Source organism: Klebsiella grimontii, assembly GCF_900200035.1.
Taxonomy (GTDB): Bacteria; Pseudomonadota; Gammaproteobacteria; order Enterobacterales; family Enterobacteriaceae; genus Klebsiella; species Klebsiella grimontii.
This window is the reverse complement of sequence record NZ_FZTC01000034.1, coordinates 33,134-45,225: the sequence shown is the minus strand read 5'-3', so window position 1 is coordinate 45,225 and position 12,092 is coordinate 33,134. Positions and strand designations below refer to the sequence as shown.

The following is a 12,092-nucleotide window of genomic DNA, read 5'->3' as shown; positions in this document are numbered from 1 at the left end:
CCCACGCACCTCCTTGCGGGCGTAGTTCAATGGTAGAACGAGAGCTTCCCAAGCTCTATACGAGGGTTCGATTCCCTTCGCCCGCTCCAGACTTCTGAATTCTGCTCTTCCCCTATAAATTGATCTGGTTAACCCGCCTGGCATACTTGCCTCTTGTTTTTTGTTACTTAACACATATGATTTTTCATATGTGGTGTTGAACTTATATCTCTGTGGAGTATCCTGTCCGTCGACGATCGGGAGGAATGATGTCATTAACACCCTTACAGCTTTTCAAAAATCTGTCCGATGAAACCCGCCTGGGTATTGTGCTGCTGCTTAAAGAGATGGGGGAGCTGTGCGTGTGCGATCTCTGCGCGGCGTTGGATCAGTCGCAGCCAAAGATCTCCCGCCATCTGGCTATGCTGCGGGAAAGCGGATTATTGCTGGATCGCAAGCAGGGTAAGTGGGTGCACTATCGCTTATCACCGCATATGCCTGCATGGGCGGCACAGGTAATAGCGCAGGCCTGGTTAAGCCAACAGGAGATCGTACAGGCCATCGCCCGCAAGCTGGCATCAGCAAACTGTTCTGGAAGCGGTAAAGCGTTCTGCCTTTAAAAATTTGCCGTAATATATATGTTTTTTCGAATGTGATCTTCAGGGAGGGGGTATGCTACTGGCAAGTGCTATTTTTGTCCTGACCATTTTTCTGGTTATCTGGCAGCCGAAGGGGTTAGGCATCGGCTGGAGCGCGTCGCTGGGCGCGGTACTGGCTTTGATTGCTGGCGTTGTACATGTCGATGATATCCCGGTGGTGTGGAATATCGTCTGGAACGCGACGGCGACCTTTATTGCGGTAATTATTATCAGCCTGCTGCTCGATGAGTCCGGCTTTTTTGAATGGGCTGCGCTGCACGTAGCTCGTTGGGGAAACGGTCGTGGCCGTTTGCTGTTTACGTATATTGTTCTGCTCGGCGCAGCGGTGGCGGCGTTGTTTGCCAACGATGGCGCGGCATTAATATTGACGCCCATCGTGATTGCCATGCTGCTGGCATTAGGATTCAGCAAGGGCACGACGCTGGCCTTCGTGATGGCTGCCGGGTTTATTGCTGATACTGCCAGCCTGCCGCTTATTGTGTCGAATCTGGTGAACATCGTATCGGCAGATCTCTTCGGGCTGGGATTCACTGGATATGCCTCGGTAATGGTGCCGGTCGATATTGCCGCCATAGGCGCTACGCTGGTGACGCTGCACCTGTTCTTTCGCAAAGATATCCCGCCGGCCTACGATTTGGTCCTGCTTAAATCGCCGGCAAACGCCATTAAAGATCCGGCTACGTTCCGCACCGGCTGGATAGTTTTGATTCTTCTGCTGGTCGGTTTTTTCGTCCTCGAGCCGCTTGGCATTCCGGTCAGCGCGATTGCCGCGGCAGGGGCGATCATTCTGCTTGCGGTCGCTAAGCGCGGTCATGCCATCAATACCGGCAAAGTGCTGCGTGGCGCACCCTGGCAGATCGTCATCTTCTCATTGGGGATGTACCTGGTGGTCTACGGTCTGCGCAACGCCGGGCTAACCGAATACCTTTCAGGGGTATTGAACGTGCTGGCGGATAAAGGACTTTGGGCCGCGACGCTGGGTACTGGCTTTCTGACGGCTTTCCTGTCTTCCATCATGAACAACATGCCTTCCGTGCTGGTGGGGGCACTGTCTATCGATGGAAGCACCGCAACCGGCGTGATCAAAGAGGCGATGATCTATGCCAACGTGATTGGCTGCGATCTGGGGCCGAAAATTACACCTATTGGTAGCCTGGCAACGCTGCTCTGGCTGCACGTACTTTCACAGAAGAACATGACCATCTCCTGGGGCTACTACTTCCGCACCGGGATCGTCATGACTCTGCCTGTACTGTTTGTAACGCTGGCCGCGCTGGCGCTACGTCTCTCTTTCACTTTGTCATGAGATACACAAATGACCAACGTTACCATTTATCATAACCCGGCCTGCGGCACGTCGCGTAATACGCTGGAGATGATCCGCAACAGCGGTACTGAACCCACCGTTATTCATTACCTTGAAAATCCACCGCCACGCGATGAGCTGGTCAAACTCATTGCCGATATGGGGATCGCGGTACGAGTGCTGCTGCGTAAAAATGTTGAGCCATATGAAGAACTGGGCCTGGCGGAAGATAAATTTACCGATGACCAGTTAATCGATTTCATGCTGCAGCATCCAATCCTGATTAACCGCCCGATTGTGGTGACGCCGCTGGGAACGCGCCTGTGCCGCCCATCGGAGGTGGTACTGGATATCCTTCCTGACGCGCAAAAGGGCGCGTTTGCAAAGGAAGATGGCGAGAAAGTGGTGGATGATGAGGGCAAAAGGCTTAAGTAAATTGCCTGCGGGACGGTATCACTATCACTGAACGTTGCCCTGGACGTGACGATTATCTGCAGACGCCTCCTGATGCCGCTTCAGCCAGTATTGAATATTAATCATACCTGACTGAATAAGATCCGTGTTCAGGTAAGCTGGAAAATCATCAATAATCATCACCAGCGGAAACAACATGACGCTGTCGTCTCTATGTTACTGATCTTTGGTGGCCTGCCCGGTACCGGGAAATCAACCCTTGCTCGCCTGCTGGCCGCCAGCCTGACTCTGGATACCTCCGTACTGACCGCCGAAGAGGCGGTCGAGAGGATCCTTCAACATATCCAGTCAGGCACGCCGGTAAGCGCATAAAGAGCCGCCAGGGAATCACGGGCGGCATCGGCTGCAAGAACCTACATAAAAAACTTCACGGCCTGCTGTAACGTGGTGCCGACGCCCCATAACAGCGGCACGCTCACCGCCACCCAGCTTACGGTTAGCAGCAGCGTGGACGGACGGGCCTCCCACGTGAGCTGAGCATTCTTGTTGATGGTGTACAGACCTTTCGCCTGCTGCTGCTGTTCCGCGGTCATCGCATGCTCTTCCGTCAGCGGACGCACCAGCTGATTACAGATAAAACCCATCACCAGCAGGCCGGTCAGCACCATCAGCGTAATATCATAGACGCGCTCGGGCGGGACCCCGTGCGTCAGCTGATACTCGCGTAGATAGTTGACCAGCACCGGGCCGCTGATCCCTGCCGCAGACCAGGCGGTTAACAAACGCCCGTGAATCGCGCCGACCATTTGTGAGCCAAAGACGTCGGCCAGATAGGCGGGAATACTGGCAAAGCCTCCGCCGTACATCGAAATGATAATGCACATCGCGCAGACATACAGCGCGATATAGCCGCCGTGATTCACCAGCGGCAACGTCCCGTACAGCGCGGCGCCCAGGCAGAAAATAATCGCAAAGGTCATTTTGCGCCCGCACAGGTCGGATACCGATGCCCAGAAAAAACGTCCCAGGATGTTAAACAGGCTGAGCAGGCCGGTAAATCCTGCGGCCATGGTAGCAATGCGTTTCAGCTGCTCGCCGTTCAGCTCATGCCAGCTCAGATCGAGCGACAGCAGTTTACCGGCAAAGATCTCCTGCAGCATCGGCGAGGCCATACCGAGAATGCCGATCCCCGCGGTGACGTTGAGCCACAGCACCATCCACAGCAGCCAGAACTGCGGGGTACGGCAGGCGACGCGGACGTGCACCTGGATCGTGGGATTATTGCGCATCGTTTTTTGCGCCTTCTCGCCCGAAGGGTGCCAGCCCATGGGCGGCAGACGATAGCCAAAGGTTCCGGCGAGCATAAACAGCGCATAAATCGCCGCCAGCGCCAGAATGCTTTGCCATACCCCGTTGCCGGCCGGACCGGCAAAGTAATTCATCAGTCCGTTTGCCAGCGGCGCCCCCACCAGCGCGCCTCCGCCAAAACCCATGATCGCCATCCCGGCCGCCATTCCGCGCTTATCCGGAAACCAGCGCAACAGCGTCGAAACCGGTGAGATATAGCCCAGTCCGAGACCGATTCCGCCGATGACCCCGGCTCCCAGCCACAGCAACCAAAGCTGGTGGAAATAGATAGCGACGCTAGATAGCAACAGGCCGCCGCACCAGCACAAGGTGGCAATAAAGCTCACCAGCCGTGGTCCAACCTTCTCAAGCCAGCTGCCCCACAGCGCCGCCGAACAGCCGAGAAAAACAAAAAACAGCGTGTAGGTCCATCCCAGCATGGAGATCTTCCAGTCGCAATCGCGGGTAAACAGCTGCTGCCAGAACGACATCGTGACGGGGCATTGTAAGGACTCGCTTCCTCCTATTAGCTGCGACATAGGCAACCAGTAAACCGAAAATCCGTAGGCCATACCTATGCAGAGATGAACGGCCAGCGCGGCCGGGGGCACCAGCCAGCGGTTAAAACCGGGCCTGGCGATGATGCGTGGTTTCGCGAAAAAATCGCGTAAGGGAGAGACCGGTGCGGTCGCGACGTTTTCATTCATTTGCGCCATTTTCCTGTCCTTTTTATCTATATTGACCGACGAACGCCGCCGTCGGGGAACGTAGATAAAAGGCAAGAAAGGTGCCATTTGATTAAATTATGTACAGAAATGGCGACTGAAGCGAGCAAGCTTCGCCGAAGGGATGAGGCGAAAAGCCCGCCATCGGCGACGGGCGCTCCGCTCGTGATAAAAACGCCGGGCGCGCTATTATTTTGATAAACGTCGATCTCAGAGTGATACACCGCGACCGGTAACGTTTGGGCCGCTTCCTCCCGGACATGGCTGTGGGGTATTTCCCCAGCAGGGCGGGCGAGAGCACCCGCCGCTCTTTAGCTTAAGGTATCAATCCATTCGCTCTGGCGCGGGTTCTGCCGACGATAGCAGTGTACCGACACCGCCAGCTGCGTCAGGTCGGTGAAGACCATCGGATCGAGCTGAATATGCTTTTTAATCTGCTGCAGCCGGTAGGTGAGCGTGTTGCGATGAATCCCCAACAGCAGCGACGTTTTGCCCGGCTCGGCGTTATTGGCAATAAAGCTGCTCAGGGTATCCAGCAGCACTTCGCCGGAATCATGCTCAAGCAGCTGGCGTACGTTATTGATAAAAAAATTCACCATATAGCTGTCTTCCAGCACCCGGAACAGGCAGAGCATCGCCATCTCGCGAAAGTAGTAGATTTGTCGCTGCGGCTGCACTTTGCTCCCCACCTCAATCACCGAACGGGCGAATCGGATAGCCTCGCGAATATCCGGGGCGTTGTCCGCCTGCACGCCAATCCCGATATGGTAATGGCTGATCTGATTGCTGAGAACAAACTCGATGCCCCGCAGCATCGTCTCCTGGGGTTCGCATAGCGTATTGAGGATAAGTATTTCATTGCTGCCCAGCAAAATGACGTCTCTTACCCCGGACAGCTGCGAGAATTCCCGCAGCAGCGTACTCAATACTTCGCTTAGCTGGTGCTGTTCGACCTGCACGGTCACCACAACCGGCATCAGCGGGGCATTAAAATTAAAGCCAAGCTCCACCAGGCGATGAAGCGCTTCCTGTCCGGCGGGCGCGGCTCCCTGCTCAAGGTACTGACAAAACAGGGTGTCGCGCAGACGCTGTCGCCAGTTGGTTTCCCGCATCTCTATGGCCTGGCGGACCAGTAGTTCGGCGGTAAGCACCGCCAGTTCAGCATAGCGGCTTATTGCCGCCGGGTCGCCGCTGATGCCCACCACCATCACCACGCGATCGTCATACATAATGGGATGATTAATCCCGGGATGCACATTCTGAAAACGCGCGGCTTCCGCGGTGTTATTAATACAAATACGTTTACCGGTGCGTATCACCTCGCGGGCGATTTCATGCTGCTCGCCGATACGATGACGTTCACCTGAGGCAATAATCTGTCCATGATGGTCAATCACGTTCACGTTATGATGAATTATCGCCATTGCCCGGGCGACAATTTCATTAGCCAGCGCCGTCGTAATAATCATACAGTTATCCGCTTATGTGCCTCTCCGCGCCGTCCGCTCAGAAAGGTTCGTAGAACATTCTCCGCTGCGTCGGCGAGGAGCTGTTCGCATGTGTTCATCGACTCCGCCAGCGGCATAGGGCGCTGGCAGATAGACCACATCGCGTCAATATGGTGTTGATACAATTGCCGACTGCTCTCATCGCGTCCGCCGCAAAGGGCCACAACCGGTACGCCGTGGCGCGCCGCTTTGCCCGCCACGCCCACCGGGGCTTTACCAAAGGCGCTCTGACGATCGAGCCAGCCTTCCCCGACGATGGTCAGCGCGGCATCGCTAAGATGGCGGTCGGCGTTTAGCAATTCCAGCACGAGGTCAATGCCCGGACGCAGCGTGCCGCCCGCATAGGCGATCAGCGCAGCTCCCATACCGCCCGCGGCCCCGGCGCCTGGTGCTTCGCTGACGTCGTAGCCGAGCGTTTGCGTAAGCTGCCGGCTGTAGTGCGCCATACCCGCCTCCAGCTCGCTCAGTGCCGCCTCATCCGCCCCTTTCTGCGCGCCATAAACCCAGGTGGCGCCATCGGTTCCAAGCAGAGGGTTGGTGACGTCGCAGGAGGCCTGAATTTCGGCCTGTCGTAAACGCGGGTCCAGTTCGCTTAAATCGATGCGCTGGATATGCGCAAGATCCTGGCCCGCGGCGGGAACCGGCAGCAGCGTGCCGTCCTTGCGCAAGAATCGTGCGCCAAGCGCCTGGGCAAAACCGATGCCGCCATCGTTGGTCGCGCTGCCGCCCAGCCCGATAATCAGACGCCGGCAACCGGCATCCAGCGCCGCTTTTACCTGTTCGCCCAGCCCAAAACTGCTGGCCAGACGCACATCCCGCTGCGCTTTCGGCGTAAGCTCGAGCCCACAGCTTTGCGCCATCTCAATAATGGCCCGCTCGCCGGGCAGGATCAGAAACGCGGCCTGTACGGCGAGGCCGTAAGGCGAGGTACAGCGCTGCTGCTGCCACCTCGCGCCCTTCAGCTGCGGACTTTCCGCAAGGGTCGAAAGCAGTCCCTCTCCGCCGTCCGACACGGGCATTTCGACCAGCTCCAGCCCCGCGTCAACCCGGCGCAATCCCCGTGCGACCGCTGCGCAAGCGGCCTGCGCGCTACAGCTGCCCTTAAACGAATCCAGCGCGATAACAATCTTCATGCGTTCTCCTGCGTTAATGCGCTTTGCGCGGCGTTTTATCGGTGGTCATCAGCTGCAATAACATCCCCAGCAGCGCGCATCCCGCCATGGTAAAGAAGGCATAGATATAACCCGCCGGATTTTCCCATCCCCCACCGAACTGGATGAGCCAGCCCATAAGCAATGGCGAAATGCCGCCGCCGATAAACATCGCCGTGGTGATAATTCCGTTGGCGGTAGAGGTGGCGCGTTCTTCGGCGGAATCCGAGGCCATTGCGTAGTAGATAGGCCACACGGCGTTGGCCACCAGGCCAAAAAAGAGCTGAATGGCGATAAGACGCGGCATATTGGTGGCGAAATAGAACAGCGCAATGCCGATACTCATCCACAGACCGCAGACGATCAGAGTACGTTTACGACCAAAGCTATCGGATAGCCAGGGCCAGATTATCTGGCCCAGAGTACCGGTCAGCGTGAAGATAATACTTAGCCCGGCGGATGCCGCCAGCGACAGGCCGGAGACGTGATAAAGATACGGCGGCAGCACAACGTTAATGCCCATATAGACAATTTGCGTCAGCAGGGTATTGCCCGCCGTTAGCGAAATATTGCGGTTGCGCAGGGTACGTAAAAAGGTCTTCATCCCTTCGCCTTTGGCAACATGGCTGCTTTCCTGGGTCGCCGGGCGCGTCATCCCCTGGCTATCGATATGCTGATAAAGCGTGTTGATGCGATCGGCGGTGGAATATTTCGCCCAGAAAATCATCAGCGGGATGGCGACGATCAGCGCCAGCAGGAAGCAGTAGCGCCAGCTGCCTTCGCCAAATGCGGAAAGCACCAGACTTGCCACCACGCCGCTCAGCAGCGCGCCAATCGGATAGCCGGTATGATGCACCCCCAGCGCGAAGCCGCGCTTCTCTTTCGGCCACCACTCCGCGGTGTTGCTGACGCCGACGGGCTCGCCCCAGCCGGCCCCGAGGTTGACGCCAACGCGCAGCAGCACAAACGCCGTCAGCCCGTGGCTGATCGCTTTAATCCCGGAAATAAAAGAGAGGGCGGTATAGCCCAGCACCAGCGGTACCTGAAAGCGCGCCCGCTTCCAGCCTGAACCGTAGCGATCGCTCCAGATGGAGCCGGGGATATCCAGCACCGCCAGGGCAACCATAATCAGCGCGACGACGTTGCCCCACTGTTCCGGCGAGAGCGAGAACTCCTTAGAGATGACCGGGCCAAGGCGCAGGATCATCTCGCGGTCGTAGGCGTTAAGCACCCAGATTAGCCAGCAAACCAGCAGCGAAACCCAGGAGAAACGATGTATCAGCCGCTTTTTTGCGCCTTGTTCGCCGGCAGGTGTTTGATTGATTGTTGTCATAGTCGTGTTTACTCCGCGGCGTCGCGACAGCATGGCGCGCGCCGCCAGGTATCAGGGTCAGAGTGGGTTCGCCGGGTATTATTGTTATCGCGGCGAGCCGGATATTCGTTTAACCGGCAAAGCGCCGTTCCGCTACGCCGGTGACGCCCAGGTCGTAAATGGCGAACAGGCTGCCGCGTAGCTGATTATCTTCCGGGAAGCGCGGTAGCGGCGGCTGCGCCATTGAGGTGACGTACAGCACGTCGAGGTTTTCGCCGCCGAACATCACGCTGGTGACTTTTTTCACCGGCATCTCAATGATGCGATCGACCTCGCCCTCCGGCGTGTAGCGCACCAGCTTGCCCGCATAGACCAGCGCGTTCCACAGATAGCCTTCGCTGTCCACGGTGGCGCCATCCGCCGCGCCGCCTTCGCTGCGATCGACGTGGCAAAAGACACGTTCGCCAGAGAGATCGCCGGTCGCGGTGTTGTAGTCCCAGGCACAGATTTCGCCCGTCCAGGTATCGGCAAAGTAGAACGTTTCGCCGGAGGGGCTCCAGCAGGGGGCGTTAGAGACGATGATATTTTTCTTCAGCACGTGCAGTGACAGATCGGCGTCCAGGCGATATAGCGCGCCGCTTGGCTCCTCTTCGCGCATATCCATCGACCCGAACAGAAAGCGTCCCTGACGATCGACTTTACCGTCGTTGAGCCGGTTAAAGGGCCGGTCCGCTTCCGGATGGTGCAGCAGCGTCAGCCCGCCGCTGGCGAAGTCGAGCAGATGAACGCCATTCTGTAGCGCTACCACCGCGCCTTCGCCGTTCTGGCGCAGGGCGAAAGAGCCAATTTTCTGCCGCACGTCCCAGCTCTTAATCGCGCCGCCCTGCGCGTTACAGGCGAACAGGCGCCCGTCGAGGCTATCTACCCACCAAAGACGTTGCTGCTCGATATCCCATACAGGGCTCTCGCCGAGGCGAGTTTTTAAATCCAGTAACACTTCGATACGCATAAGGCGCTCCTGATTAAGCGTTTTCGCCGCGGGCCTGTTTTGCCGAGGCGGGGGTAGAGGATGACGAACTTTTAATCAACAGAGATGCCAGCGCGCCGACAATCAGTAGCGCGACGGCGAACCATAAGCCGGACGTCGCCGCGCCGGTGCGGTCCTCAAACGCGCCGAGGATAAACGGCCCGAGAAAGCCGCCGCACAATCCGAGGCAGTTAAGCAGTCCGAAGCTGCCCGCCAGCATATGCCCGCTCATGATCGAGGGGAGCCAGTTAAAGATGATGGATTGCATGGCGAAGAACATGAAGGCGGCCAGCGAGAAGCCAAGCAACGCCACGCCGTGGCCGGCAATCGCGCCAATCGCCATGCCGGTCGCCATGACCAGATACCCGGCCATCAGCATGCTGCGCGAACGCTGTTCCGTCCGGGCGAAACGCGGCAGCAGGATCCCGCCAGCGGCGGCGGCGATCCACGGGATGGCGGTCAGCAGACCGATCTGCAGCGGGGTAAGCTGGCCCCAGCTTCCGATGATCCCCGGCAGGAAATAACTCAGGCCGTAAACCGAGAACTGGTGGGTAAAGTAAATTAGCACCAGCAACAAAAATACGCGGGTGGTGAGCGCGGTTTTCAGGGAAAAGCGGCTTGGCGTATGGCGCGTCTCCTCGGCTTCTTTCTCCAGCACCGCAGTGATTGCCTGTACGTCGTGGCTGTCCAGCCAGCGGGCGTCGGCGGGTTTATCCGGCAGCCTGCGCCAGACGACGAACGCCAGCGCTATCGCGGGCAGCCCTTCGATAAAGAACATCCACTGCCAGCCGTGCCAGCCGGACATTCCATCAAGGCTTAATAACAATCCGCCCAGCGGCGCGCCGATAATATTGGCCAGGCAGACCCCCAGCAGGAACAGGCCGGTGGCTTTAGCGCGCTCTTCACGGCCAAACCAGAGGGTCAGGTAGTAAATAATGCCCGGATACAGCCCCGCTTCGGCGGCGCCGAGCAAAAGGCGCATCACGTAAAAGGACGTAGGCCCGGTGACGAACGCCATACCGCAGGAGATGATCCCCCAGGTGATCATGATGCGGGCGATCCAGCGCCGCGCGCCAATCCGGGTTAAAAACAGGTTGCTGGGGATCTCCAGCACCGCGTAGGTGAGAAAAAACAACCCGGCCCCGAGGCCGAATGCGGTTGCGGAAAGGCCGATATCCACCGACATGGTCGCTTTCGCCATGCCAATATTGGTACGATCAATAAAGCTAATGATGTACGCCACGATAAGTAGCGGCATCAAATGGCGGTAGATCTTTTTATGGGTGCGCTGCAGCTGCGTCCCGTTTACCGCCTTTTCATTTATTGCGGACATGGTTATTATTTCCCCGTATTCGTGGTCAGAAGCCTTGCCGGGATCGCGTCGATCCCGTTCGTCAGCTCACAGGTTGTCGCCGGGTGCTGACCCGAACGACGCCCGGCCCGAAGCCCCACTTCGGGCCGTCTTTTCCTAAGCGCCTTCGCGCTCGAACAGCATAGAAATCCCCTGGCCGCCGCCGATGCACATGGTGACCAGACCGGTGCGCGCGCCGCTGCGCGCCATTTCATACATCAGTTTGACCGGCAGGATCGCACCGCTGGCGCCCACCGGATGGCCGAGAGCGATCGCGCCGCCGTTGACGTTGACGCGGGCCGGATCGAGACGCAGATCGTTCATCACCGCCAGCGCCTGGGCGGCGAAGGCCTCATTGAGTTCAATTAAATCGATGGCGTGAACATCCATATTGAGACGGTCCATCAGGCGTCGAGTAGCGGGAGAGGGACCAAACCCCATAATCTCCGCGCCGCAGCCGGCAACCGCCCAGCCGCGAATTCGCATACTCGGGGTGAGGCCGCGCTTTTCCGCCTGCTGGCGGGTCATCATCACCAGCGCGGCCGCGCCGTCGTTAATGCCGGAGGAGTTGGCCGCCGTCACCACGCCGTCGGCTTTAAATGCCGGACGCAGCGCGGCAAGCTTTTCGCGCGGGGTGTCGCGCGGGTGTTCATCGGTCGCGAACAGGCGGGTCGCTTTTTTGCCGTCCGGCACCTCAAGAGCCAGAATCTGCTCGCGGAAGCGCTCCTCAGCGATCGCCTTCAGCGCCTTCTGCTGGCTCGACCAGGCGAAATCGTCCATCGCTTCGCGGGTGATACCGAAACGTTGCGCAACGTTTTCCGCCGTGATGCCGTTGTGATAAGGCCCTTCCGGCCAGGTGAGAATGGAGATCAGCCCATCTTCCAGCTCGCCGTGGCCCATGCGATAGCCATCGCGCGCTTTACGCAGGTAGTAGGGGAGCTGGGTCATATTTTCCGTTCCGCAGGCGACGACCACCTCGGCCTGGCCGCTTTGCAGCTGCATCATGCCGTCCGCGAGGGCCTGGAGCCCGGATCCGCACTGGCGGTTAACCGAATACGCGGTGCTCTCCTGTGGGATCCCCGCCCGCAGTTGGCAGATGCGGGCGATAAAACCGCTTTCGGCGATTTGCCCGACGTTGCCGACGATCGTTTCGTCGATATCCTGCGGCGCAAGTCCGGCGCGGTTGACCGCTTCGCGAATAACCGCCGCCCCGAGGTCATGCTGGTGGGTATGCTTAAGACTGCCGTTAAACGTGCCAATAGCGGTACGGACGCCGCTGACAACCACAATATCATTAGCCTGTGTCATCGTTT

The 12,092-nt window shown here is 58.2% G+C and carries 11 protein-coding genes and 1 tRNA gene; 5 read left to right on the top strand and 7 right to left on the bottom strand.

Annotation, left to right across the window (positions count from 1 at the left end):
- The first annotated feature begins 15 nt into the window (after nt 1-15).
- From KOSB73_RS25705 to KOSB73_RS31240, 5 genes are all read left to right on the top strand, one after another.
- Nucleotides 16-89, top strand: a tRNA-Gly gene (locus tag KOSB73_RS25705).
- A gap of 159 nt (nt 90-248) precedes the next feature.
- Nucleotides 249-599 (top strand): transcriptional regulator, encoded by a 351-nt coding sequence (locus KOSB73_RS25700; RefSeq protein ID WP_004134443.1) that lies wholly within the window; start codon nt 249-251, stop codon nt 597-599.
- A 52-nt stretch (nt 600-651) separates the two neighbouring features.
- Nucleotides 652-1,944, top strand: coding sequence for an arsenic transporter (locus KOSB73_RS25695; protein ID WP_004134447.1), 1,293 nt, complete (start codon nt 652-654; stop codon nt 1,942-1,944).
- A 9-nt stretch (nt 1,945-1,953) separates the two neighbouring features.
- The gene (gene arsC, locus KOSB73_RS25690; protein ID WP_024358596.1) at nt 1,954-2,379 is read left to right on the top strand and encodes a glutaredoxin-dependent arsenate reductase; all 426 of its coding nucleotides are present in this window, start codon (nt 1,954-1,956) and stop codon (nt 2,377-2,379) included.
- A 192-nt stretch (nt 2,380-2,571) separates the two neighbouring features.
- Complete coding sequence (locus KOSB73_RS31240) at nt 2,572-2,730, top strand: AAA family ATPase (RefSeq protein ID WP_004134456.1); 159 nt, start codon at nt 2,572-2,574, stop codon at nt 2,728-2,730.
- Nucleotides 2,731-2,771: 41 nt separating this feature from the next.
- Here KOSB73_RS31240 and KOSB73_RS25685 read toward each other — a convergent pair whose 3' ends face one another.
- From KOSB73_RS25685 to KOSB73_RS25655, 7 genes are all read right to left on the bottom strand, one after another.
- Nucleotides 2,772-4,421, bottom strand: a complete 1,650-nt coding sequence (locus tag KOSB73_RS25685) for an OFA family MFS transporter (protein WP_024358595.1) — start codon at nt 4,419-4,421, stop codon at nt 2,772-2,774.
- 320 nt (nt 4,422-4,741) lie between these two features.
- A complete protein-coding gene (locus KOSB73_RS25680; protein ID WP_004134458.1) occupies nt 4,742-5,899 on the bottom strand; it encodes a CdaR family transcriptional regulator in 1,158 nt (385 codons plus the stop codon).
- Entirely contained in the window at nt 5,896-7,071 is a 1,176-nt protein-coding gene (locus KOSB73_RS25675) for a glycerate kinase (RefSeq protein ID WP_098141183.1), read from the bottom strand. The genes KOSB73_RS25680 and KOSB73_RS25675 overlap by 4 nt, the downstream gene beginning before the upstream one ends.
- Before the next feature lie 13 nt (nt 7,072-7,084).
- On the bottom strand, nt 7,085-8,455 hold the full coding sequence (locus tag KOSB73_RS25670) for an MFS transporter (RefSeq protein WP_165775033.1): 1,371 nt from the start codon (nt 8,453-8,455) through the stop codon (nt 7,085-7,087).
- Nucleotides 8,456-8,531: 76 nt separating this feature from the next.
- Nucleotides 8,532-9,410, bottom strand: a complete 879-nt coding sequence (locus tag KOSB73_RS25665) for an SMP-30/gluconolactonase/LRE family protein (protein WP_024358593.1) — start codon at nt 9,408-9,410, stop codon at nt 8,532-8,534.
- A 13-nt stretch (nt 9,411-9,423) separates the two neighbouring features.
- Complete coding sequence (locus tag KOSB73_RS25660; protein ID WP_004134464.1) at nt 9,424-10,761, bottom strand: MFS transporter; 1,338 nt, start codon at nt 10,759-10,761, stop codon at nt 9,424-9,426.
- Nucleotides 10,762-10,896: 135 nt separating this feature from the next.
- A complete protein-coding gene (locus KOSB73_RS25655; protein WP_064343181.1) occupies nt 10,897-12,087 on the bottom strand; it encodes a thiolase family protein in 1,191 nt (396 codons plus the stop codon).
- Nucleotides 12,088-12,092 lie beyond the last annotated feature (5 nt).

Bases quoted from the DNA above. Each gene is read 5' to 3' on its own strand.
- KOSB73_RS25655 (WP_064343181.1), bottom strand. From the start codon at position 12,087: ATGACACAGGCTAATGATATTGTGGTTGTCAGCGGCGTCCGTACCGCT.
- KOSB73_RS25675 (WP_098141183.1), bottom strand. From the start codon at position 7,071: ATGAAGATTGTTATCGCGCTGGATTCGTTTAAGGGCAGCTGTAGCGCG.
- KOSB73_RS25685 (WP_024358595.1), bottom strand. From the start codon at position 4,421: ATGGCGCAAATGAATGAAAACGTCGCGACCGCACCGGTCTCTCCCTTA.
- KOSB73_RS25665 (WP_024358593.1), bottom strand. From the start codon at position 9,410: ATGCGTATCGAAGTGTTACTGGATTTAAAAACTCGCCTCGGCGAGAGC.
- KOSB73_RS25700 (WP_004134443.1), top strand. From the start codon at position 249: ATGTCATTAACACCCTTACAGCTTTTCAAAAATCTGTCCGATGAAACC.
- KOSB73_RS31240 (WP_004134456.1), top strand. From the start codon at position 2,572: ATGTTACTGATCTTTGGTGGCCTGCCCGGTACCGGGAAATCAACCCTT.
- KOSB73_RS25695 (WP_004134447.1), top strand. From the start codon at position 652: ATGCTACTGGCAAGTGCTATTTTTGTCCTGACCATTTTTCTGGTTATC.
- KOSB73_RS25680 (WP_004134458.1), bottom strand. From the start codon at position 5,899: ATGATTATTACGACGGCGCTGGCTAATGAAATTGTCGCCCGGGCAATG.
- arsC (WP_024358596.1), top strand. From the start codon at position 1,954: ATGACCAACGTTACCATTTATCATAACCCGGCCTGCGGCACGTCGCGT.
- KOSB73_RS25660 (WP_004134464.1), bottom strand. From the start codon at position 10,761: ATGTCCGCAATAAATGAAAAGGCGGTAAACGGGACGCAGCTGCAGCGC.
- KOSB73_RS25670 (WP_165775033.1), bottom strand. From the start codon at position 8,455: ATGCTGTCGCGACGCCGCGGAGTAAACACGACTATGACAACAATCAAT.